The 23,205-nt window shown below is 60.2% G+C and carries 24 protein-coding genes; 9 read left to right on the forward strand and 15 right to left on the reverse strand.

Annotated elements, in window-relative coordinates; all coding sequences use genetic code 11:
• Positions 1 to 35: 35 nt before the first annotated feature.
• Entirely contained in the window at positions 36 to 1,385 is a 1,350-nt protein-coding gene (locus ACZZZU_RS09800; protein WP_463550471.1) for a tryptophan--tRNA ligase, read from the reverse strand.
• Positions 1,386 to 1,402: 17 nt separating this feature from the next.
• Positions 1,403 to 2,038 carry an alpha/beta hydrolase gene (locus ACZZZU_RS09805; RefSeq protein WP_463550472.1) on the reverse strand — a complete coding sequence of 212 codons (636 nt, stop codon included), beginning with the start codon at positions 2,036 to 2,038 and terminating at the stop codon, positions 1,403 to 1,405.
• A 186-nt stretch (positions 2,039 to 2,224) separates the two neighbouring features.
• Here ACZZZU_RS09805 and ACZZZU_RS09810 point away from each other — a divergent pair, with 186 nt between their 5' ends.
• The gene (locus tag ACZZZU_RS09810; protein ID WP_122494309.1) at positions 2,225 to 2,683 is read left to right on the forward strand and encodes a ZapG family protein; all 459 of its coding nucleotides are present in this window, start codon (positions 2,225 to 2,227) and stop codon (positions 2,681 to 2,683) included.
• Positions 2,684 to 2,813: 130 nt separating this feature from the next.
• Here ACZZZU_RS09810 and cysN read toward each other — a convergent pair whose 3' ends face one another.
• The 3 genes from cysN to ACZZZU_RS09825 form a co-directional block, all read right to left on the reverse strand.
• A complete protein-coding gene (cysN, locus tag ACZZZU_RS09815; protein WP_463550473.1) occupies positions 2,814 to 4,712 on the reverse strand; it encodes a sulfate adenylyltransferase subunit CysN in 1,899 nt (632 codons plus the stop codon).
• Position 4,713: 1 nt separating this feature from the next.
• A complete protein-coding gene (cysD, locus tag ACZZZU_RS09820) occupies positions 4,714 to 5,631 on the reverse strand; it encodes a sulfate adenylyltransferase subunit CysD (protein WP_463536758.1) in 918 nt (305 codons plus the stop codon).
• A 134-nt stretch (positions 5,632 to 5,765) separates the two neighbouring features.
• The gene (locus tag ACZZZU_RS09825; RefSeq protein ID WP_463383715.1) at positions 5,766 to 6,524 is read right to left on the reverse strand and encodes a Nif3-like dinuclear metal center hexameric protein; all 759 of its coding nucleotides are present in this window, start codon (positions 6,522 to 6,524) and stop codon (positions 5,766 to 5,768) included.
• A 111-nt stretch (positions 6,525 to 6,635) separates the two neighbouring features.
• Between ACZZZU_RS09825 and algW the strand changes: the two genes are divergently transcribed.
• The 3 genes from algW (at position 6,636) to ACZZZU_RS09840 (ending at position 10,765) form a co-directional block, all read left to right on the forward strand.
• The gene (gene algW / locus ACZZZU_RS09830) at positions 6,636 to 7,790 is read left to right on the forward strand and encodes a Do family serine endopeptidase AlgW (RefSeq protein WP_122494316.1); all 1,155 of its coding nucleotides are present in this window, start codon (positions 6,636 to 6,638) and stop codon (positions 7,788 to 7,790) included.
• Between the two features lie 140 nt (positions 7,791 to 7,930).
• Positions 7,931 to 10,024, forward strand: coding sequence for a TonB-dependent siderophore receptor (locus tag ACZZZU_RS09835; protein ID WP_463550474.1), 2,094 nt, complete (start codon positions 7,931 to 7,933; stop codon positions 10,022 to 10,024).
• A gap of 24 nt (positions 10,025 to 10,048) precedes the next feature.
• Complete coding sequence (locus ACZZZU_RS09840; protein ID WP_463550475.1) at positions 10,049 to 10,765, forward strand: DUF4198 domain-containing protein; 717 nt, start codon at positions 10,049 to 10,051, stop codon at positions 10,763 to 10,765.
• 790 nt (positions 10,766 to 11,555) lie between these two features.
• Here ACZZZU_RS09840 and hisC read toward each other — a convergent pair.
• The 10 genes from hisC to ACZZZU_RS09890 form a co-directional block, all read right to left on the reverse strand.
• A complete protein-coding gene (gene hisC, locus ACZZZU_RS09845; RefSeq protein ID WP_463550476.1) occupies positions 11,556 to 12,608 on the reverse strand; it encodes a histidinol-phosphate transaminase in 1,053 nt (350 codons plus the stop codon).
• A gap of 56 nt (positions 12,609 to 12,664) precedes the next feature.
• Positions 12,665 to 13,975 (reverse strand): histidinol dehydrogenase, encoded by a 1,311-nt coding sequence (gene hisD, locus ACZZZU_RS09850; RefSeq protein WP_122494324.1) that lies wholly within the window; start codon positions 13,973 to 13,975, stop codon positions 12,665 to 12,667.
• A 166-nt stretch (positions 13,976 to 14,141) separates the two neighbouring features.
• Positions 14,142 to 14,777: an ATP phosphoribosyltransferase gene (hisG, locus tag ACZZZU_RS09855; protein WP_463550477.1), complete on the reverse strand. Its 636-nt coding sequence runs from the start codon at positions 14,775 to 14,777 to the stop codon at positions 14,142 to 14,144.
• Between the two features lie 81 nt (positions 14,778 to 14,858).
• Positions 14,859 to 16,124 (reverse strand): UDP-N-acetylglucosamine 1-carboxyvinyltransferase, encoded by a 1,266-nt coding sequence (murA, locus tag ACZZZU_RS09860; protein WP_122494328.1) that lies wholly within the window; start codon positions 16,122 to 16,124, stop codon positions 14,859 to 14,861.
• Positions 16,125 to 16,146: 22 nt separating this feature from the next.
• Positions 16,147 to 16,386 carry a BolA family protein gene (locus ACZZZU_RS09865; protein WP_122452416.1) on the reverse strand — a complete coding sequence of 80 codons (240 nt, stop codon included), beginning with the start codon at positions 16,384 to 16,386 and terminating at the stop codon, positions 16,147 to 16,149.
• Between the two features lie 142 nt (positions 16,387 to 16,528).
• Positions 16,529 to 16,840, reverse strand: a complete 312-nt coding sequence (locus ACZZZU_RS09870; protein WP_122494330.1) for an STAS domain-containing protein — start codon at positions 16,838 to 16,840, stop codon at positions 16,529 to 16,531.
• The gene (locus ACZZZU_RS09875; RefSeq protein ID WP_122494332.1) at positions 16,830 to 17,486 is read right to left on the reverse strand and encodes an ABC transporter substrate-binding protein; all 657 of its coding nucleotides are present in this window, start codon (positions 17,484 to 17,486) and stop codon (positions 16,830 to 16,832) included. The genes ACZZZU_RS09870 and ACZZZU_RS09875 overlap by 11 nt, the downstream gene beginning before the upstream one ends.
• An 11-nt stretch (positions 17,487 to 17,497) precedes the next feature.
• Positions 17,498 to 17,965, reverse strand: a complete 468-nt coding sequence (mlaD, locus tag ACZZZU_RS09880; RefSeq protein ID WP_122494334.1) for an outer membrane lipid asymmetry maintenance protein MlaD — start codon at positions 17,963 to 17,965, stop codon at positions 17,498 to 17,500.
• Positions 17,965 to 18,765, reverse strand: coding sequence for a lipid asymmetry maintenance ABC transporter permease subunit MlaE (gene mlaE / locus ACZZZU_RS09885; protein ID WP_122494335.1), 801 nt, complete (start codon positions 18,763 to 18,765; stop codon positions 17,965 to 17,967). The genes mlaD and mlaE overlap by 1 nt, the downstream gene beginning before the upstream one ends.
• Positions 18,765 to 19,574, reverse strand: coding sequence for an ATP-binding cassette domain-containing protein (locus ACZZZU_RS09890; protein ID WP_122494337.1), 810 nt, complete (start codon positions 19,572 to 19,574; stop codon positions 18,765 to 18,767). The genes mlaE and ACZZZU_RS09890 overlap by 1 nt, the downstream gene beginning before the upstream one ends.
• A gap of 266 nt (positions 19,575 to 19,840) precedes the next feature.
• Here ACZZZU_RS09890 and ACZZZU_RS09895 point away from each other — a divergent pair, with 266 nt between their 5' ends.
• Genes ACZZZU_RS09895 through lptB form a run of 5 tightly spaced genes read left to right on the forward strand, consistent with a single transcriptional unit; the run spans position 19,841 to position 23,201 of the window.
• Positions 19,841 to 20,815, forward strand: coding sequence for a KpsF/GutQ family sugar-phosphate isomerase (locus tag ACZZZU_RS09895; RefSeq protein WP_122494339.1), 975 nt, complete (start codon positions 19,841 to 19,843; stop codon positions 20,813 to 20,815).
• Complete coding sequence (locus tag ACZZZU_RS09900) at positions 20,815 to 21,339, forward strand: KdsC family phosphatase (protein WP_122494341.1); 525 nt, start codon at positions 20,815 to 20,817, stop codon at positions 21,337 to 21,339. The genes ACZZZU_RS09895 and ACZZZU_RS09900 overlap by 1 nt, the downstream gene beginning before the upstream one ends.
• 8 nt (positions 21,340 to 21,347) lie before the next feature.
• Positions 21,348 to 21,917 carry an LPS export ABC transporter periplasmic protein LptC gene (gene lptC, locus ACZZZU_RS09905; RefSeq protein WP_122494344.1) on the forward strand — a complete coding sequence of 190 codons (570 nt, stop codon included), beginning with the start codon at positions 21,348 to 21,350 and terminating at the stop codon, positions 21,915 to 21,917.
• A complete protein-coding gene (lptA, locus tag ACZZZU_RS09910) occupies positions 21,904 to 22,476 on the forward strand; it encodes a lipopolysaccharide transport periplasmic protein LptA (protein ID WP_463550478.1) in 573 nt (190 codons plus the stop codon). The genes lptC and lptA overlap by 14 nt, the downstream gene beginning before the upstream one ends.
• Entirely contained in the window at positions 22,476 to 23,201 is a 726-nt protein-coding gene (lptB, locus tag ACZZZU_RS09915; protein WP_463550479.1) for an LPS export ABC transporter ATP-binding protein, read from the forward strand. Before lptA ends, lptB begins: the two co-directional genes overlap by 1 nt.
• The last annotated feature ends 4 nt before the right edge of the window (positions 23,202 to 23,205 follow it).

Raw genomic sequence — 23,205 nt, forward strand, 5'->3', positions numbered from 1 at the left:
GCAATCAGCCAGCCATGCACGCTGGCCTTCGCGCGTTATTCCGGCTGTGGCGCCAATGCTTCACGCAATTGGGCAACGGCCTGTTCACAGGCAGCGGCATCGGCGAATTGCGGGCTTTCACCGACGGCTTCGTCGTCCAGCCAGACGGCAAAGCCATTGCCGTCCACGCGCACGTCGAGCGCGCTGCCGTCCTGAAGACGCTTGCTCACCTGGCCGGCGGTCTTGCCGTCGGCAAAGCGTTTGGACAGCAGCAATTGCTCACCCTCGGCGGCCAACAGGCGGAAGCGGAAGCTGCCGTCGTCTTCACGGAAGCTGACAAACCGTGCGCCCTTCGCGGCTTTTTTCTTACTGGTTTGAGCGCTCTGCATATCGCTACGGAACGAACGCAGCCCCACCGCTTCGCGCAGCTCGCCGAGAAATGGCGTGGCAATTTTACGGGCCTTGGCTGCGCCAGCCAGCAAGATGTCTTCCAGGTCGGCAGGCCGCTCGATCAGCGTGTTGTAACGCTCCCGCGCTTCGCCCAGTTCGCTGTCGAGCAATTCGAACAGGCGCTGCTTGGCTTCACCCCAGGCGAGACCGCCGAGCAGGTCGCTGCGAAATTCTTCTTGCTGCTGCGAGGTGGCGAAGGCTTGGTAGAGGGTGAACAGATGGGAGCTGTCCGGGTCTTTGGCTTCGCCCGGTGCACGCGAGTCGGTGACGATGGAGGACACCGCCGCCTTCAACTGTTTAGGGCTGCTGAACAGCGGGATGGTGTTGTCGTAGCTCTTCGACATTTTGCGGCCATCGAGGCCGGGCAAGGTGGCGACGCTTTCTTCGATCAACGCTTGCGGCATCACGAAAAACTCACGGCCTTTGCCGAATAGATGGTTGAAGCGTTGGCCGATGTCCCGGGCCATTTCCACGTGCTGAATCTGGTCGCGACCCACCGGAACCTGGTGCGCGTTGAACATCAGAATGTCCGCCGCCATCAGCACCGGGTAGCTAAACAGCCCCATGGTGACGCCGGCATCCGGGTCTTCGCCTTGCTCCAGGTTTTTGTCCACCGAGGCTTTGTAGGCGTGGGCACGGTTGAGCAGACCTTTACCCGCTACACAGGTAAGCAGCCAAGTGAGTTCGGTGATTTCCGGAATGTCGGACTGGCGATAGAAGGTCACGCGGTCGGTATCCAGACCAGCAGCCAGCCAGGTGGCGGCAATTTCCAGCCGCGAGCGCTGAATGCGCACCGGGTCGTCGCATTTGATCAGGGCGTGGTAGTCGGCCAGGAAATAGAACGAGTCGGCGTCGGCGGCGCGACTGGCGACAATGGCCGGGCGAATGGCGCCGGCGTAGTTGCCCAGGTGCGGCGTGCCGGTGGTGGTGATACCGGTGAGGATACGAGTGGTCATGGCGATCGCTTATTCAGTCAGTTCGACAGGCGCGGCAGCAGCAGGTCTTTGAGATCCGTGAGTTTGCCGTGAAAAAAGTGCCCGCATTCTGCCACTTTCAGCAGCTCGTGGGGGCGCTGAAGGTGGGCCGACCAGGTGAAAACCGTTTCCGGCGCGATGACTTCATCCTGCTCTGGCTGAATCAGCGTCAGGGCGCCGCGCTGGGCGATGGGGGTTTGCTCGTTCAGACGGCTGACGGCGGGGGCGACCATAAACAGGCGCTCGATATCCACGCCACGCGCTTCGAGGCGGCCACTCAAACTGGCGGCGACGAAGCCGCCGAACGAGAAGCCAAACAGGTTGAGTGGCAGGTCCGGTTGTTCGGTGAGCAGCCAGTTGGCCACGGCTTCGGCGTCGTCCACTTCGCAGCTGACCATCTCGCTTACGCCTTCGCTGGCACCCACGCCGCGATAGTTGAAACGCAACGTGGCAAAGCCGGCGTCGCGGGCGGTGCGCTGCAAGGTCGACACCACTTTGTTGAGCATGGTGCCGCCCTGCGCCGGGTTGGGGTGGCAGATCAGCGCCAGGCCACGGGCTTCGGGCAGGTCGAGGTAAAGCGCTTCAAGTTGCCCGGTGGGCCCTTCAATAAACAGAGAGACTTCGCGAACTGACAACGGCGGAACTCCGTGACCCGAGATAGGGTCGACACGTCTTGGGAAAGATCTCGTTGGATAAGATCCTGTGATTAGCAACCTGCGGACGCTTGCAAGCGACGCCCGCCCCTTCAGGACCGCGCCGCGCTATACAGCGCCGGTGTGAGCCGTTAACGTAAAGCAAAGCCGTTTATAGAGGAAGGACTCGTGGAACAGACCCTATTGGCCTGGTTACTCCCGGCACTCGCCCTGCTCGCAGGTGTGACCATCGGTTTTCTGGTGGCCCGCCTGGTTCCCAGCGCCGCACCGAGCCGTACCCAACGGCAACTGGACGAAATTCAAGAGCGCTTCGATAGCTACCAGAGCGAAGTGGTCACCCATTTCAACACCACCGCCAGCCTGGTGAAAAAGCTCACTCAGAGCTACCAGGAAGTGCAGGAGCACTTGTCTGAAGGCGCTAATCGCCTGGCCTTGGACGAACTCACCCGTCAGCGTTTGCTGGCCGCCTTGCACGATGAAAAACCGGGCAGTCGCGAGCGTTTGACCCCGCCGCGTGATTCCGAAGTGCCCCGCGACTACGCACCGAAAAGTGCCGATGCACCGGGCATGCTCGACGCGACCTTTGGCTTGAAGAAGCCGCCCGTGAGCGACACCTCGCCGCGTTAATTCGCAGGCAACAAAAAGCCCCGCCGATGCGGGGCTTTTTTTATGTACCGGAGTTTGCAGGAATCGCGGCTGAAGCCCCTCCTACAGGATTCGCGTTTTCCTGTGGGAGCGGCTTCAGCCGCGATGCTTTTTAGATAGCCCCACGACTACGCAGCAGATCCAGCACCAGCTTCACGCCCTCTTCCACCGACACACTCTGGGTGTCGACCACCAGGTCGGCATTCAGCGGAATGTCATATGGGAAGGATTCGCCCGGAATGTTATCGCCGCCCGCTGCGTACAGCCCTTGCGGGTCGCGTTCGGCGCAGACTTGCGGCGACGCCTGAACGTACACGGTGAGCAAACGCTGATTGCCGATCAGGGCCTTGGCCTGTTCACGACCTTCGGCATCCGGCGCCACGAACGCAGCCAGGGTGATCAAGCCGGCTTCGTTGAACTGACGCGCCACGTGCGCGGCACGACGCCAGTTCTCGGTACGCCCGGCTCGGTCTTGCGGCAGGCCTTTGTTCAGGTCGTGACGCAGGTTCTGACCGTCGAGCACGTAAACCGCACGGCCCATATCGAACAGCTTGCGCTCCACGGCGTAGGCCAGCGTGCTTTTGCCCGCGCCCGACAAACCGCTGAACAACACGGTGGCTGGCTGCTGGCCGAAGCGCGCGGCGCGTTCTTCAGTGGCCACGTGAGCGAGCTTGCCGTGCACGCCGCCGGCCTGACCACCAACCGGTGCGGCGACGATCATGCCGGCGCCAACGGTGCCGTTGGTGAGGCGATCGACCACGATAAACGAGCCGGTGGTGCGGTTGCGGTCATAGCCGTCGAGGGCAATGGAGGCGTCGAGGCTGACTTTGACCTTGGCGATCTCGTTCAACTGGAGCGCGCTCGCGGCGCCCTCTTCCAGCGTGTTCACGTCAACCTTGTGAACGATGCTGGCAATCGAGCCTGGCACATAGCTGGTGGCGCGTTTGATGTCGTATTTCTTGCCCGGCAGCATGGGCTCTTCGGCCATCCACACCAGCATGGCTTCGAAGCTGTCGGTCACTTGCGGCTTGCTGTCGGCATGCACCAGCAGGTCGCCACGGGAGATGTCGATTTCATCTTCCATGGTCAACGTGATGGCTTGGCCTGGGCCTGCGCTTTCCAGTTCACCTTCAAAGGTGACGATGGATTTCACCCGGCTGCTTTTGCCCGACGGCAGCACCACGACTTCGTCGCCTTTGTGCACGATGCCGCTGGCCAGAGTGCCGGCGAAGCCACGGAAGTTCAGGTTTGGACGGTTGACGTACTGCACCGGGAAACGCATGTCGGTGAAGTTGCGGTCGGCGGAAATTTCGACGGTTTCGAGAATTTCCATCAGCGTCTGGCCGGTGTACCAAGGCGAGCGATCGCTGTGGTTGACCACGTTGTCGCCCTTCAAGGCGGACATCGGCACGAAGTGAATCGACGTCGGTTTCAGCGACACCTTGGCAGCGAAGTCGAGGTAGTCGGCTTTGATCGATTCGAACACGCCTTCGTCGAACCCTTTGAGGTCCATCTTGTTGATGGCCACGACGATGTGCTTGATACCCAGCAGCGAGGCGATATAGCTGTGGCGACGGGTTTGGGTCTGCACGCCGTAACGGGCGTCGACCAGGATAATCGCCAGGTCACAGGTGGACGCACCGGTGGCCATGTTGCGGGTGTACTGCTCATGGCCGGGGGTGTCGGCGATGATGAATTTGCGCTTGGCGGTGGAGAAATAGCGGTACGCCACGTCGATGGTGATGCCTTGCTCGCGCTCGGCTTGCAGGCCGTCTACCAGCAGCGCCAGGTCGATGTCTTCACCGGTGGTGCCGACTTTTTTCGAGTCGCGGGTGATGGCTTCGAGGTGGTCTTCGTAAATCATTTTCGAGTCGTGCAGCAGGCGCCCGATCAGGGTGCTTTTGCCGTCATCGACGTTGCCGCAGGTGAGGAAGCGCAGCATTTCCTTGCGCTCGTGCTGCGCCAGGTAGGCGAGGATGTCCTCGCTGATCAAATCGGATTGGTGCGACATATTAAAAGTACCCCTGACGTTTCTTGTCTTCCATCGAACCGGCCTGGTCATGGTCGATAACACGACCCTGGCGCTCGGAGGTTCTGGTCAGGAGCATTTCCTGAATGATGTCGGTCAAGCTGGTGGCGGTGGATTCAACCGCGCCAGTCAGTGGGTAGCAGCCGAGGGTGCGGAACCGCACCATCTTCTTGTGAATGCTGGCTTTCTGTTCAGGCGACAAATGCTCGAGGATGCGGTCGTCGTCGATCATGATCAGCGTGCCGTTCATTTCGATTACGTCGCGTTCGGCCGCGAAGTACAGCGGCACAATCGGGATGCCTTCGAGGTAGATGTACTGCCAGATGTCCAGCTCGGTCCAGTTGGAGAGCGGGAACACGCGGATCGACTCGCCCTTGTTGACCTTGCCGTTGTACACGTTCCACAGCTCAGGGCGCTGGTTCTTGGGATCCCAGCGGTGCTTGCTGTCGCGGAACGAATACACGCGCTCTTTGGCGCGCGACTTTTCTTCGTCGCGGCGCGCGCCACCGAAAGCGGCGTCAAAGCCGTGCTTGTCGAGCGCCTGCTTAAGGCCCTCGGTTTTCATGATGTCGGTGTGCTTGGCGCTGCCGTGGGTGAACGGGTTGATGTTCTGCGCCACGCCGTCCGGGTTGATGTGCGTGATCAGGTCCAGACCCAGATCGGCCACCATCTTGTCGCGGAACGAATACATCTCCTGGAATTTCCAGCGGGTATCCACGTGCATGACCGGGAACGGCAACTTGCCGGGGAAAAACGCTTTGCGGGCGAGGTGCAACATGACCGCGGAATCTTTACCGATGGAGTACAGCATCACCGGGTTATCGAACTCGGCGGCGACCTCGCGGATGATGTGGATGCTTTCCGCCTCCAACTGCTTCAGATGCGTCAATTTATCGAGCATGGCTACTCACGGCTTTCTCACGAAGAGAGCGTTATTGGACGGCCTACGGGCCGTGGACGAGGGCGGCACTTTAGCACAGCACTCTATTCTAATCAGGCAGCTACTTAGACCTAAACGATCTAGTCATATGCCCGCTAAACGGGGTTCGGGCAGTCGATAAACAGGTGTTCCAGAGCGAAGCGTTTGGCCAGGTATTCGCCGAGCGCCTGCACGCCGTAGCGTTCCGTGGCGTGATGACCTGCGGCAATAAAGCTGATGTCGTTTTCCCGCGCGCTGTGCACGGTTTGCTCTGAGGCTTCACCGGTCAGGTAGAGGTCGACGCCGGCGGCGATGGCCTGGTCGATATACCCCTGACCGCCTCCGGTGCACCAGCCGACGCGACGGATCATCTGCGAACCTTCTATTAATAGAGGCTCACGGCCGAGCACATCCTGCACGCGGCGGGCGAAGTCGCGCGCGCTCATGGGTTCGTCGAGCGAGCCCACCAGGCCGACCACTTTCGGGTTATCAGGATCCAGCGGGCCTTCGACGGTGATGTCGAGTTGCTGAGCGAGCTGCACGTTGTTGCCGACCTGGGGATGCAGGTCGAGCGGCAGGTGGTAGGCGAGCAGGCTGATGTCGTTGCTGAGCAGGGTTTTCAGGCGCCGCTGTTTCATGCCGACCACGCAGGGGTTTTCGCCTTTCCAGAAATAGCCGTGATGCACCAACACCACATCGGCGTCGGCTTCGACAGCCGCATCGAGCAGCGCCTGACTCGCCGTAACGCCGCTGACGATACGGCGCACCTGCGGCCGCCCTTCGACCTGCAAGCCGTTGGGGCAGTAGTCGGCAATGCGCGCAGCAGCGAGGAAACGCTCGGCTTCTTCCAGCAAGGTGGTCAGCGCAATCGCCATAACATTTACTCTCCCGTACAAATGTAAGCTGCTTTTTATTGCCGCGACGGCCTCTATAATGGCGCCACCTTAAGGGCCTGCCATGGCCCTCGCAACCCTCAGGATTTATCGATGTTCAAGGCTCTGCGTTATCTTGGCTGGCCGCTGGTGGTCGGTGTGTTGCTCGCGTTGCTGATTATTCAGTACTACCCGCAATGGGTAGGTCTGCCGCGCCAGGATGTGCATATGCGGCAAGCTCCGCAGTACGGCGTGGCGCAACAGGGACCGGTGTCGTATGCCGACGCGGTAACCATCGCCGCCCCCGCCGTCGCCAACCTGTACACCACTAAAATCGTCAGCAAACCGGCCAACTCGCTGTTTGAAGATCCGCAGTTCCGCCGTTTCTTCGGCAACAACCTGCCCAAACAGCGGCGCATGGAATCGAGCCTCGGCTCGGCGGTGATCATGAGCCCCGAGGGGTATCTGCTCACCAATAACCACGTGACCGCCGGCGCCGACCAGATTGTCGTGGCGCTCAAAGACGGTCGCGAAACCTTGGCACGCGTGATCGGTAGCGACCCGGAAACGGACCTCGCCGTGCTCAAGATCGACCTCAAGGATTTGCCCTCAATCACCCTCGGCCGCTCCGACAACATCGCCATCGGCGACGTCGCGCTGGCCATTGGCAACCCGTTTGGTGTTGGCCAAACCGTGACCATGGGCATCATCAGCGCCACCGGCCGTAATCAACTCGGCTTGAACACCTACGAAGATTTCATTCAGACCGACGCCGCCATCAACCCTGGCAACTCGGGCGGCGCGCTGGTGGATGCGCACGGCAATCTGGTGGGCATCAATACGGCGATTTTGTCGAAGTCCAATGGCTCGCAGGGCATCGGCTTTGCCATTCCAACCAAGCTGGCGTTGGACGTGATGAAGAACATCATCGAGCACGGCCAGGTGATTCGCGGCTGGCTGGGCATCGAAGTGCAGCCGCTGACGCCGGAGCTGGCGGAGTCGTTCGGCTTGGAAGGCCGCCCCGGGATTATCGTGGCAGGCATTTACCGTGACGGTCCGGCGCAAAAAGCGGGCTTGCAACCGGGCGATCTTATTTTGAGCATCGATGGCGAGCCAGCCAGCGACGGCCGCCGTTCGATGAACCAGGTGGCGCGCGCCAAGCCGGGCGAGACGACCAGCATCGAAATCATGCGTAATGGCAAACCGATGGAGCTGAAAGCGGAGATTGGTTTGCGCCCACCACCGGCCACCAGCGACGCCTCGGAATAAAGGTTTCACCCCGGAAAGGCGCCGCGTAGGCGCCTTTTTTATGCCTGCGATTTGGCCTCAAACCGATTGCCATAGATGACGCGACCGTTTTTCCGTGCTTAAAATGTTATGTTATTACATGTTTTACACGGAAGCCTGACATGAAGTCCCCCACGCTCACCCCTTTTGCTTTGCTCGCCGCCGGCTTGCTCAACGCTCCCATCGTTACCGCGACTGAACCGCTGGAATTGGAGGAAACCAGCATCTCGGCCGAACACGCCGACGAGCGCGCGGAGGGTCCCGTTCGTGGTTATCGCGCCACGCGCTCGGCCACCGCCACGCGCACCGATACCGATATCCGCGACACCCCGCAGAGCATCGCTGTAGTTCCGGCTCAAGTGCTCGTCGACCTCAACAGCACACGAATCGACCGTGCGCTGGATTTCGCCGGCGGTGTGTCGCGGCAGAACAATTTCGGTGGCCTGACCTTCCTCAACTACAGCGTGCGCGGCTTCACCACCGGCGAGCTTTACCGCAACGGATTCGCCTACAACCGGGGCAGCAACAGCGCGCCAGACACCGCCACCATCGAACGCATCGAAGTGCTCAAAGGCCCCGCCGCCAGTTTGTACGGGCGTGGCGACCCCGGCGGCCTGGTCAATATCGTCAGCAAAAGGCCGCAGGCAGACGCGTTCAGTTCACTCCAGCTCAGCGCCGGCTCGTGGGATCGCTACCGCAGCAGCCTGGACGTCAACACGCCCCTCAACGACGAAGGCACCCTGCTCTCTCGCGTCAACCTGGCCGTGGAAGACAGCCACAGCTTTCGCGACCACGTGACCAGCCAGCGCAAGCTCGTCAGCCCAACGCTTTCGTGGCAGCTCAGCCCAGACACTTTCCTCACGATTGAAAGCGAATTCAGCCGCACCCAATCCGTGTTCGACCGAGGCATTCCGGCCGTCAATGGCGAGATGGGCGCGGTGTCACGCTCCACCTTTCTGGGCGAGCCTAACGATGGCCACGTCCGCAACGACAACCAATTGCTGCAAATCAGCCTCGAACATTTCCTCAACGACAACTGGAAAACCCGCCTGGCCACCCACTACAGCCAAGGCACATTGAAGGGCGACAGTTCGGAACCGCAGCGTTTAATCGGCAGCCAGGTCTCGCGTTTCTACCGCCAGCGCGACTTCGAATGGAACGACAGCATCACCCAGGCCGAACTGCACGGCACATTTGAATTGGGTGGCTGGGAACACCAGACGCTCACCGGGCTGGAGTATGAAAACTACCGCAACAGCCAAAAATACCCGCAAAGCCTGACGTCGCTCGGCTACGGCCTGGACGTGTTCAACCCGGTGTACGGTCAGCCCAAGCCCGCGCTGGCGAACAAAAACGACTTCTTCGAACACACCGAAAGTTACGCCCTCAATCTGCAAGACCAGATCGTGTTCTCCGAACGCTGGCGCGGCTTGGTCGGCGTTCGGCTGGAGCGCATCGAGCAGCACGCGCTTAACCGCAGCACCGGCGTCGATAACGTGCAGGAGAAAGACGTCGCCACCCCGCGCATCGGTGCGCTGTACCAGCTCACCCCGCAAGTCGGCGTGTTCGCCAACGCCTCGACCTCGTTCAAACCCAACAGCATCGGCACTCAGGGCCAGGTGTACAAACCGGAAAAGGGCATCGGCTACGAAACCGGACTCAAGCTGGACCTGCTCGACGGCCGCCTTGGCGCGACCGTGGCGCTGTTCCACATCGACAAGGAAAACGTGCTGACCACCGATGGCAACGGCGACAGCATTGCCGCCGGAAAAGCCCGCAGCCAAGGGTTGGACCTGCAATTCAGCGGGCAGCTGACCGACGCCGTGCGGGTCATCGGCGCCTACGCCTACATCGATGCCGAGGTCACCCAAGACAACGTCATTGCCGAAGGCAGCGACCTGCTGGGCATCGCCCGCAATAGCGCGAGCGTGATGGCCGTCTACGAATTCCAAGACGGCGAACTGCGCGGCTCAGACCTTGGCATCGCTGGCAATTACGTCGGTGATCGCTCAGGCCAGACCGGCACGCCATTCGAGTTGCCGGCCTACAGCACCGTCGACCTGCTAGCCCATTACAAGGCCAGCGAAGACCTCACCGTCGGCCTCAACCTGAACAACCTGTTCGACCGCAGCTACTACGAGCGCTCCTACAACAGCACCTGGGTGCTGCCGGGCGAGCCGCGCAATGTCAGCGTCAGCCTGACCCTCTCCCTCTAACTCACGCACTGCCAAGGAAGCCCAATGCCAAAACTTCACCTGCTATTGATCGCCGCCCTGTTCACAATGGAAGTTCAAGCCCACGGGCTATGGACCGAGCAACGGCGCGGCAACTTTGAAGTGGTCTACGGTCATGGCGCCGAAGACGACGCCTTCAAGGCCCGAAAAATCTCTGACGCCTGGGCCTACGACCTCAACGGCAAGCCCATCAATGTCAACATCGAACGCCTCGACGACCACGCCCGCCTCCACCCAACCAGCGCACCTGCCACCCTGGCCGTGGCGCTGGACAACGGCGCCTGGTCGCAAACGCCGGACAACAAATGGATCAACGAGGGGCGCTCGAAAGTACCTAATGCGGTTCACGCGTTGCACACCTGGAAATACAGCCTGGCCATCTATAAGCAAGGCGCGGTGCTGCCGGACTTAAGTGCGCTCAAGCTGGTAATCAAGCCGCTGCAAGACCCGCTCAGCGTTGGGCCTGGCAAACCGCTGCGGGTGCAGGTGCTGCTCGATGGCAAGCCGGTTGCCGGCATCGCATTGATCGGCGACTACCGCAGCGCACCGTCGACCACCAGCGCCACCACCGACAAGAACGGCGAAGCGCAGGTGCTGGTCCGCAACGAGGGCCTGAATATCATCGCCGCCGAAACCAGCGTGCCGGTCAGCGGCGATGCGGATATCGATGAGCGCGGGCTGTTTACATCGTTGAGTTTTATTGGCAGCGCGCACAGCGAGTAGGCATGTAAACGTTTGGCTTCGCTGCGCTCACTTAACGCAACCAGACCCAACCCACATTCTCTGAGCTTGTCGAGCATTGAGCAGGAGGAGTGATCCGAAATACTGGATCCCCGCCTGCGCGGGGATGACGGTGGTGGTGGGTGTATCTCCGTCATTCCCGCGTAGGCGGGAATCCAGAATGCGGATATCGATGAGCGTGGGTTGTTTACATCGTTGAGTTTTGTCGGCAGCGCGCACAGCGAGTAGGCATGCAAACGTTGGGCTTCGCTGCGTTCACTGAACGCAACCAGACCCAACCCACATTCTCTGAGCTTGTCGAGCGTCGAGCAGGAGGAGTGATCCGAAATACTGGATCCCCGCCTGCGCGAGGATGACGATGGTGGTGGGTGCATCTCCGTCATTCCCGCGTAGGCGGGAATCCAGAATGCGGATATCGATGAGCGTGGGTTGTTTACATCGTTGAGTTTCGTCGGCAGCGCGCACAGCGAGTAGGCATGCAAACGTTGGGCTTCGCTGCGCTCACTGAACGCAACCAGACCCAACCCACATTCTCTGAGCTGGTCAGCGTCGAGCAGGAGGAGTGATCCGAAATACTGGATCCCCGCCTGCGCGGGGATGACGGTGGTAGTGGGTGCATCTCCGTCATTCCCGCGTAGGCGGGAATCCAGAATGTTGAGCTTGTTGGAGAAGCCCGAGCCAGAACCAAGGTTGGATCGGCGCGCGGGTCAAGCCGAACGTGGAGGCAACAAAAAGCCCGGCACATGACCGGGCTTTTCCTTTCAAGCGACTATCACAACTGCTTCAACGCCTCCACCAGCGCCTGATTCTGCTGCGGATTACCGATGGTAATACGCAGGAACTGGTCGATACGCGGCTTGTTGAAATGCCGAACGATAACGCTCTGCTCCCGCAAGCCGGCTGCCAGCGCGGCCGCATCTTTTTCGGGGTGACGAGCAAAAATGAAGTTGGCGCCCGAGGGCAGCACGTCAAAGCCCAGCGCCGTCATTTCGCCCACCAGCTTCTCGCGGCTGTCGATCACGGCCTGACAGGTTTGCTCGAAGTAAGCCTTGTCTTCGAATGCAGCTGCCGCACCGGCAATCGCCATGCGATCCAATGGGTACGAGTTGAAGCTGTTCTTGATCCGCTCCAGGGCTTCGATCAGGTCCGGATGCCCCACCGCGAAACCCACACGCAGGCCAGCCAGCGAGCGGGATTTCGACAAGGTCTGCGACACCAGCAGGTTCGGGTAGCGATCCACCAGGGCGATGGCAGTTTCGCCGCCAAAGTCGATATAGGCTTCGTCCACCAGCACCACGCTGTCCGGGTTGCTTTGCAAAATGTGCTCGATGGCATCCAGCGCCAACACGCAGCCGGTGGGCGCGTTCGGGTTGGGGAAGACGATGCCGCCGTTGGCTTTAGCGTAATCCTGCGGGCGAATTTGGAACTGCTCGTCCAGCGGCACCGCGTCGAATTCGATGCCATACAGACCGCAGTAAACCGGGTAGAAGCTGTAGCTGATGTCGGGGAACAGCAACGGTTTGCCGTGTTGGAACAGGCCGTGGAACGCGTGGGCCAACACTTCATCCGAACCGTTGCCGACAAACACCTGCGCCGGCTGCACGCCGTAGTACTCGGCCACGGCGTTCTTTAAACGCTCGCCGTTAGGGTCCGGGTACAAGCGCAGGTCGTCGTTAAGCACCGCTTGCATCGCCGCGATCGCTTTTGGCGACGGGCCATAGGGGTTTTCGTTGGTGTTGAGCTTGACCAGGTTGTTCAGCTTTGGCTGCTCGCCGGGCACGTACGGCACCAGGTCTTTGACGAAGGGGCTCCAGAATTTGCTCATTGCCCTTCTCTCCTCGAATGCGACAGGTCTAAGCGGGCGACGAAACGCCCGCACCATTAATTTTTGATGCGGTATTCGGCGCTGCGGGCATGGGCGGTCAGCGACTCGCCACGGGCCAGCACCGAGGCGCTTTTGCCGAGTTCCGAAGCGCCGTCTGCCGAGCAGTGAATGATCGACGAACGTTTCTGGAAGTCGTACACGCCCAGCGGCGACGAGAAGCGCGCGGTGCCGGAAGTAGGCAGCACGTGGTTGGGACCTGCGCAGTAATCGCCCAGCGCTTCTGCGGTGTAGCGGCCCATAAAGATCGCGCCGGCGTGGCGAATCTGCGGCAGCCAGGCGTCCGGATCGGCCACTGACAGCTCCAAGTGCTCCGGCGCGATGCGGTTGGCGACGTCGATGGCCTGCTGCATGTCCGCCACTTGAATCAGCGCGCCGCGGGTTTCCAGCGAGGTGCGGATAATCGCTTCGCGCTCCATGGTCGGCAGCAACTTGGCGATGCTGGCGGCCACTTTGTCGAGGAAGTCGGCGTCGGGGCTGAGCAGAATCGATTGCGCGTCTTCGTCATGCTCGGCTTGGGAGAACAGATCCATGGCAATCCAGTCCGGATCGGTCTGGCCGTCGCACACCACGAGAATCTCCGAAGGGCCGGCGATCATGTCGATGCCGACTTTACCGAACACATGGCGCTTGGCGGTGGCGACATAGATGTTGCCCGGGCCGACAATTTTATCCACCGGCGGAACGCTTTCAGTGCCGTACGCCAGGGCCGCAACAGCTTGCGCGCCGCCGATGGTGAACACGCGATCAACGCCGGCGATGCACGCGGCGGCCAGCACGATTTCATTGATTTCGCCACGGGGCGTCGGCACCACCATTACCACTTCTGGTACACCGGCGACCTTGGCGGGAATGGCGTTCATCAACACCGACGAGGGATACGACGCTTTGCCACCTGGCACATACAGGCCGGCGCGATCCAGCGGCGTGACCTTCTGGCCCAGCACGGTGCCGTCGGCCTCGGTGTAGGTCCAGGAATCCTGTTTCTGTTTTTCGTGGTAGCTGCGCACTCGCTCGGCTGCCACTTCGAGGGCTTCACGCTGGGCTGGAGTGATGCGGGTAAGCGCCAGTTCCAGGCGCTCACGCGGCAGAATCAGGTCGGCCATGCTGTTGACGCTGAGGCCGTCGAAGCGCTGGGTGTATTCCACCAGCGCTGCGTCGCCACGCTCGCGCACGTTTTTGATGATGTCGAGTACGCGCTCGTTAACGCCGTCATCCGACACGCTTTCCCAGCTCAGCAGATGATCCAGATGCTTGGAAAAGTCCTGGTCAGCGGCGTTGAGTCGACGAAGAGCAATGGGAGCAGTCATGACGGACCTCGTGATAGGCATGGACGTTTAGAGCGGCTGAATGACGAATGCCACATCAACCGGTTCTCGAGCGTCGCTAGGCTACCAAGCCAGCCCTGTGGACGTCCGAGAAAAGATGGCTAAGACAGGGACAGCAGCGCGCGACTGATAGTCGCGCGTAGAGGTATTAGCTTCGGTGGTTGGCTTCAACCGCGTCGCGCAGCGTATCGATGAGTTGCTGGATGCGCCCGTGCTGCATCTTCATCGAGGCTTTGTTAACGATCAGGCGCGAGCTGATATGGGCGATCAGTTCCTGCGCTTCCAGACCGTTGGCTTTGAGAGTGTTGCCGGTGTCGACCACGTCGATGATCTTGTCGGCCAAGCCCACCAGCGGCGCCAGCTCCATGGAGCCGTAGAGTTTGATCACTTCAACCTGACGGCCCTGCTCGGCGTAGTAACGCTTGGCCACGTTGACGAACTTGGTGGCCACGCGCAGACGACCTTTGGGTTCCGGCACGCCAACGGCGCCAGCAGTCATCAATTTGCAGCGGGCAATTTTCAGGTCCAGCGGCTCGTACAAACCCTGGCCGCCGTATTCCAGCAACACGTCTTTGCCGGCTACGCCGAGGTCCGCCGCACCATGCTCGACATAGGTCGGCACGTCGGTGGCCCGCACGATCAGCAAACGCACGTCGTCCTGGGTGGTGGGAATAATCAGCTTGCGGCTCTTGTCCGGGTTTTCAGTCGGCACGATCCCCGCCTTGGCGAGCAATGGCAGGGTGTCGTCAAGAATGCGGCCTTTGGATAAGGCGATGGTCAACATGGCGCGGAATGTCCTTAAAACCTGATTACAAGCGGTTGTGCAGCCCCGCCCGGCGCAGTGCCGAACGGGGCCTTGGCTCGACTAGCCCGGCACGCGACGGATTTTCGCGCCCAACAACTGCAGCTTCTCTTCGATGCACTCGTAACCACGGTCGATGTGGTAGATGCGATCGATCAGGGTGTCGCCGTCGGCCACCAGGGCCGAAATCACCAGGCTGGCGGATGCACGCAGGTCGGTTGCCATTACCGGCGCGCCTTTCAGCGTTTGGGTGCCGGTGACGATGGCGGTGTTGCCTTCAACCTGAATTTGCGCGCCCATGCGGGTCATTTCGTACACGTGCATAAAGCGGTTTTCGAACACGGTCTCGATCACCGCGCCGGTGCCTTCGGCAATGGCGTTCAGGGCGATGAACTGCGCCTGCATGTCGGTAGGGAATGCCGGGTACGGCGCGGTGCGCAGGTTCACAGCTTTCGGACGCTTGCCTTTCATGTCCAACTCGATCCAATCCGGGCCCGTGGTGATTTCGGCGCCGGCTTCCTGCAGTTTCAGCAGAACCGCTTCGAGGATGGTTGGATCGGTGTCTTTCAGTTTGACCTTGCCGCCGGTGGCCGCTGCGGCAACCAGGTAGGTGCCGGTTTCGATACGGTCAGGCATCACGCTGTAACGCGCGCCGCCGAGACGCTCAACGCCATCAATGGTGATGGTGTCGGTGCCAGCACCGGTAATTTTCGCGCCCATGGCGATCAGGCAGTTGGCCAGGTCGACCACTTCCGGTTCGCGCGCGGCGTTTTCCAGCACGCTGCGGCCTTTGGCCAGGGTGGCGGCCATCATGATGTTTTCAGTGCCGGTCACACTGACGGTGTCGAAGAAGAAATGCGCGCCACGCAAACCGCCTTCAGGCGCCTTGGCTTTGATGTAGCCGCCTTCAACGTCGATGATTGCGCCCATGGCTTCGAGGCCACGGATGTGCAGATCAACCGGACGCGAGCCGATGGCGCAGCCGCCAGGCAAGGCCACTTCGGCTTCACCGAAGCGCGCAACCATCGGGCCGAGTACCAGAATCGACGCACGCATGGTTTTCACCAATTCGTACGGCGCAACCAGCGTTTTAATAGCGCGGGCGTCTACTTCGACGCTGAGCTTTTCGTCGATCACAGGCTCGATGCCCATGCGACCGAACAGCTCGATCATGGTGGTGATGTCGTGCAGGTGCGGCAGGTTGCACACGGTAACCGGCGCATCGGCCAGCAAGGTCGCAGCCAGAATCGGCAAGGCGGAGTTCTTCGCGCCGGAGATGCGGATTTCGCCATTCAGGCAAACGCCGCCGGTAATAATCAATTTATCCATAGGAGTCTCGTCGCCCGTGGGCTTAGGAACGCTCGGCCCAAGCGGCGCGGCTGAAGAATTTCATGGTAACCGCGTGAATTCGGCCATCGGCGATCCACGGGTTGAGGTGGGCATAGATTTGCTGCTGACGTTTGACCGGGCTCATGCCCGCCAATTCATCACTGATCACATTCAACTGGAAATTACAGCCTTCGCCTTCCACGTTGACCTCAGTGTCGGACAGCTTTTCCTCAAGGAGGCTTTTTACTTCTATGGCCTGCATGCTAAACCTCGATCGGCGCCCTACGCGCGCGGGTCGGCCATGATACAAAAAAGCCCCCCGCCTGCGAACCCCGAAATCGGAACACTGACAGAGGGGCTTTGGTTTTTTGCTACCTGTCGCAGCAATGTGCAACGCAACGGCGTTAAGCCTGCAGCGGCAGAATGTCGAGCAGGCCGGAAACCTCGGCAATTTTTTTCATGTCGGTCGGCAAGCCACGCACTGACAGCTGCTTGCCTGCCTGCTGCGCGACCCGCATGTACGCGAGCAGCAGCGACAAGCCCACGCTACTGGAGTGCTCGACCTGCGCGCAGTCGACCACTACGGTGGCAGTCGGCGTCGCGCGAATCAGCTTTTCGCCTTCGCTTCGTAGCGTGGCACCGGTACGGAAATCGAGCACGCCGACCAGTTGCAACACGCCGTCCGCTTGCTGGCGAATCACGCTATCAGTCGTCATGACCCGCAGCCTTTTGCCCTTCTTCGGTGTTCTTGGCGTTGGCGACAACCTGCGCCCAACCGTCGATGGTTTTGTCCAGGTCGTTGCCGTTCTTCTGCATGGCGTCGGCGAACTGATCGCGGAACAGCTTGCCGATGTTGATGCCGTTGATGGTCACGTTACGCAGCATCCACTCGCCGTTCACTTTGGTCATGGTGTAGTTGACTGGGTACACGGTGCCCTTGGTGTCGCGCACTTCCATGTTCACGCTGGTGCGATCAGGGTCGGACTGCTTGGCGCTGCTGGGCAGCACGCGGATGTCCTGATTGTTGTATTCGAGCAAGGCGTTGCCGTAGAACTCCATCAGGCTGCGTTTGAAGTTTTCCTGGAAACGCTTCATCTGCGCCGGGGTGGCGTTACGGGAATACTTGACCGTCATGATGCTGCGGGAAATGCCGTCGGCATCCACAACCGGGCCAATGATGCGGTTCAGCGAGTCGTAGAACTTCTGCGGGTTGGCCTTGTATTGGTCTTTGTTGGCCTTGAGGTCGTTCAACAGCTCGTTTGTGGTGTTCTGTACGATTTCCTGAGGGGCTGGGCCGGCCATGGCAACCAATGGAACCATTGCCAACAGCACCAGCAAACCGCGACGCAGAGCGCTAACCATGCCTGTATTCCTCACTTGGATTCTTTATTAACCGAGTTGATCAGGAACTTACCGATCAAGTCTTCCAGTACTAACGACGACTGGGTGTCGTGAATGGTTCCGCCATCCTTGAGCAGCGCTTCGTCGCCGCCCACGCTGATGCCGATGTACTTCTCGCCCAGCAAACCGGCGGTGAGGATAGACGCGGTGGAGTCCTCCGGCAGGTTATCCACGCGCTTTTCCAATTCCATGGTCACGCGCCCGGTGAAGGTGTCGCGATCCAGGTCAATGGCGGTGACTTTGCCGATACCGACGCCGGCCATCGTCACCTTGGCGCGCACGGTGAGCCCGGCCAGGTTTTCAAAATTGGCGTACAGCTTGTAGGTGTCTTGTCCTGCGCCGACGGTCAGGCCGCTCACGCGCAATGCCAGGAGCAGCAAGGCCAACAGACCGGCCAAGAGGAACAGGCCGACACCGATTTCCAGGGTGCGGTTTTGCATCAGAAGTCTCCAAACATCAAGGCGGTCAAGATGAAGTCCAGGCCCAGCACGGCAAGCGAGGCATAAACCACTGTTTTGGTGGTAGCGCGACTGATCCCTTCAGACGTGGGTTCACAGTCATACCCTTGGAACACGGCGATCCAGGTCACTACAAAGGCAAACACGATACTTTTGATCAGGCCGTTGAGCACATCCTTCTCGAACGACACGCTGTTCTGCATATTGGCCCAGAACGAGCCTTCGAACACGCCCAGCCAGTCCACGGCCACCATGGCGCCGCCCCAGATGCCGACTACGCAGAAGATCATGGTCAGCAGCGGCAGCGAGATAAACCCGGCCCACAAGCGCGGCGCAATGATGTACTTGAGCGGGTCGACGCCAATCATTTCCAGGCTCGACAGCTGCTCGGTGGATTTCATGTTGCCAATTTCGGCGGTCAGAGCCGAACCCGCGCGGCCGGCGAACAGCAAGGCGGTCACCACCGGTCCGAGCTCGCGCAGCAACGTGAGCGCTACCATCTGCCCCACAGCCTGCTCGGAACCGTAGCTGGACAAGATATTGAAGCCCTGCAGCGCCAGCACCATGCCGATAAACAAGCCCGACACGACAATGATCACCAGCGACATCACGCCAACCGAGAACAGCTGCTTGATCAATAAATGACCAAAGCCGTTACCCACATTGCCTCGACCAAACAGCGCACGCAGCAGAAACAGGGTGGAGCTGCCGAGCGAACCGACCACGTCGATGCCGGCACGGCCAAGCAGGCGAATACGTTCGCCAATGGATTTTCTGCGCATCAACGCGTCCCCAACAGGTCGTCGCGGTAGTCCGCAGCCGGGAAATGGAACGGCACGGGGCCATCGGCCACGCCTTTCATAAATTGACGGATGCGCGGGTTATCCGACTCCATCAATTCTTTTGGCGTGCCTTGGCCGAGCACCTGAGTGTCGCCCACTACATACAGGTAGTCGGCGATGCTGGCGGTTTCGGCGAGGTCGTGGGACACCACGATGCTGGTGATACCCAGCGCATCGTTAAGCAGGCGGATCAGGCGCACCAGAATGCCCATGGCAATCGGGTCCTGGCCAACGAAGGGTTCGTCATACATGAGAATTTGCGGGTCCAGCGCGATGGCGCGGGCCAGTGCAACGCGGCGCTTCATGCCGCCCGACAGTTCATCGGGCATCAGCTCGATGGCACCGCGCAGGCCAACGGCTTGCAGCTTCATCAAGACGATGTCGCGAATCATGTCTTCGGGTAATTCGGTGTGCACGCGCAGGGGAAAGGCCACGTTCTCGAACACATCGAGATCGGTAAACAACGCGCCGCTTTGAAACAGCACACCCATTTGTTTGCGCATGTCGAAGAGGTCGCTGCGCGACAGGTCCGGCAAGTTCTGGCCGTTGACCAACACTTGCCCGCTACTGGGCCGCAGCTGGGCGCCCATTAAACGAAGCAAGGTGGTTTTACCACTCCCGGAAGGCCCCATGATGCCGGTGACCTTGCCGCGCGGAATGGAAATATCGACATTCTTGAAAATGCTGCGCGAACCGCGCATGAAGGACACGCCCTTCAGCTCGACCGCGTAGGCGTGATCGGCACTCATCTGAACTCCTTGGTGCAGCCGCCTATCGGACGCCATGTCTCACGGTGGGGACACCACGGGAGTGAACATGCCGGATAGGGCGGCAACTATATCACCGGCATCCAGCCGCGCCCAAGGTGGAAAACCCGCCAGCGGCAAACCCGGCGCGTGACCGGCGAAGTGCGACGCCGTGATCGCTGCATCAATGCGCGCACATTCGAGGATGAGCCGAACGGGGTTTTATCGTTATAATCCCGGCCTTTTCCCGCGGCCACTGTCTTTACGATATGAACCAGACCAACGACCTGATCCAATCGGCACTGCGCACCGTGCGCCTTGAAATCGAAGCGGTGGAAGGCCTGCTCCCCCGTATTGACGCGGCTTTCGTCAAGGCCTGCGAGCTGATTCTTGCCAGTAAAGGCCGCGTGGTTGTGGTCGGCATGGGCAAGTCTGGCCACATCGGCAACAAGATCGCCGCGACCCTCGCGAGCACCGGCACCACCTCATTTTTCGTGCACCCGGCCGAAGCCAGCCATGGCGACATGGGCATGATTACCCGTGACGACGTGGTGCTGGCTCTATCCAACTCCGGCTCAACCGCCGAGATCGTGACGCTGCTGCCGCTGATCAAGCGCCTGGGCATCACCTTGATCAGCATGACCGGCAACCCGGATTCGCCGCTGGCCAAAGCCGCCGAGGTCAACCTCGATGCGCGTGTGGCGCAGGAAGCCTGCCCACTGAATCTGGCGCCCACCTCTTCCACCACCGCCTCGCTGGTTCTGGGCGATGCCCTGGCCATCGCCTTGTTGGAAGCGCGCGGCTTTACCGCTGAAGATTTCGCCTTTTCCCACCCGGGTGGAGCGCTTGGCCGTCGTCTTCTGCTGAAAGTGGAAAATGTCATGCACACCGGCGAACAGCTGCCGAAAGTGCAACGCGGCACCTTGCTGCGCGATGCGTTGATGGAAATGACCCGCAAGGGCCTGGGCATGACCGCCGTGCTCGAAGCCGACGGCACACTGGCCGGAATTTTCACCGACGGCGATTTGCGCCGCACGCTGGATCGCGACCTGGATATCCGCCAGGCCACCATCGACGACGTGATGACCGCACACGGCAAAACAGCACGGCCAGAGATGCTCGCTGCCGAAGCCTTGAAGATCATGGAAGACCACAAAATCGGCGCATTGATTGTCGTCGACGAACAAGACCGCCCAGTTGGCGCCTTCAACCTGGGCGACCTGCTGCGCGCTGGAGTGATGTAATGAGTGCTGATCTATTGCAACGCGGCAAGGCCATCAAACTGGCCGTTTTTGACGTCGACGGCGTACTGACTGACGGCAAGCTGTACTTCTTGGTCGACGGCAGTGAATTCAAAACCTTCAGTACGCTGGACGGTCAGGGCATCAAAATGCTGATCAACTCCGGCGTGCGTACGGCCATCATCACCGGGCGCTCAACCCCAGTGGTTGAGCGTCGTGCACAGAACCTAGGCATTCAGCACTTGTACCAAGGTCGCGAAGATAAACTGGTGGTGCTCGATGAGCTTCTCGCCGAACTCGGCCTACAGTACGAAGACGTCGCCTACCTGGGTGACGACTTGCCAGACCTGCCGGCAATTCGCCGCGTTGGCCTGGGCATGGCTGTCGCCAACGCCAATGATTTTGTTCGCCAACATGCCCATGGTGTCACCCACGCCCGCGGCGGCGAAGGCGCGGCGCGGGAATTCTGCGAGCTGATCCTGCAGGCGCAGGGCAACCTTGAAGCGGCGCAAGCCGCCTATCTATAGAGCCGATCATGCTGCGCAAACTGCTTCTTACCTTATCGTTTGGCCTCGCGGCGCTGCTGGTAGCGGCGCTCGGCTATTGGAATCTGAACCCGGAAAGTTTGCTGGAGCAGAAACCACAGGCCAGCACCGACAACGCCGTGGACTTCTATGTGATCAACGCCAAAAGCGTCGAATTCCAAGCCGACGGCAAGCTGCACTACGAAATGACCAGCGATAAAGTCGAGCACTTGAAAGACAGCGACAAGAGCCTGGTGACCAAGCCGGACCTGCTGCTTTATCGCGGCGCCGCCGAGCCATGGCACGTTCAAAGCGAGCGTGGCGAAGTGGCGCCAGGCGGCACCGAAGTCGAGCTGATCGACAATGTGCGCATCGCCCGCACCGACGAAAAAAATCGCCCCACCATCATTACCAGCAGTCGCATGACCGTGTTCCCGGACAAGGAATTTGCGCAGACCCAGCAAGCCGTTAGAATCGAGGCCGCCAATGGAGTGACCACGGCTAACGGAATGAAAGCGTATTTGAAAGACAGCCGGGTGCTCCTGCTGTCCAACGTAAGAGGCCAGCATGAGGTTCGTTAATAAATTCTCCCTTCACACCCTGTCCTTGCTCATGAGTCTGGGTGCGGCGATTGCCAGCTCCAGCGCCTGGGCATTGCCAACGGACCGCGAGCAACCCATTCGTGTGCAGGCCGACAGTGCTGAACTCGACGACAAACAAGGCGTAGCCGTATACCGCGGCGACGTCGTCATTACCCAGGGCAGCATGAAGATCACTGGCCACACAGTGACCATCACGCAAAACGCCACGGGTGACATCGAAGTGTTCACCGCCGTGGGCACCCCCGCCTACTACGAGCAGAAGCCAGCGGTAGATAAGCAAATCGTCAAGGCCTACGGCCTGACCATCCAGTACTTCGCTGCTAAAGACCGCATCGTGCTGATCGACCAGGCCAAGGTGATTCAGGAAGGCAACACCTTCGAAGGCGAGAAAATCGTCTATGACACCCAGCGCCAGATCGTCAACGCCGGCCGCGCCAATGGCACCAACGTGACCACACCGCGCCCACGCATCGACATGGTCATTCAGCCCAAGAACAAACCCGCTGGCGCTCAACCAGCCGACAAACAGGCGCAGTAATGGCGACTCTCAAAGCCCAACACCTGGCCAAAGCCTACAAAGGCCGCCAGGTGGTTCGTGATGTCAGCCTGTCGATCGAAAGCGGCCAGATCGTTGGCTTGCTAGGTCCTAACGGCGCCGGCAAAACCACGTGTTTCTACATGATCGTCGGCCTGGTCAATGCCGATCAGGGCCGCGTCCTGATCGATCAGCAGGACGTCACCAGCCTGCCCATGCACGGCCGCGCGCGCGCCGGCATTGGTTATCTGCCGCAGGAAGCATCGATTTTCCGCAAGCTGTCGGTGGCCGATAACATCATGGCCATTCTGGAAACCCGCAAAGAGCTCGACAGCGCCAGCCGCCGCAAAGAACTCGAAAGCCTGTTGCAGGAATTTCACATCAGCCACATTCGCGACAACCTCGGCATGAGCTTGTCCGGCGGTGAACGCCGCCGTGTGGAAATCGCCCGTGCCCTGGCCACTGCGCCGAAATTCATCCTGCTCGATGAACCCTTCGCAGGCGTAGACCCCATCTCGGTCGGCGATATCAAGCAGATCATTCATCACCTCAAAGCCAAAGGCATTGGCGTGCTGATTACTGACCACAACGTGCGTGAAACCCTGGATATCTGCGAGACCGCGTACATCGTCAACGACGGCCAATTGATTGCCGAAGGCGACGCTGAAACCATCCTCGCCAACCAGTTGGTGAAAGAGGTTTACCTGGGTCACGAATTCCGCCTCTAAGAGC

This window comes from Pseudomonas sp. AC136 (assembly GCF_979258585.1).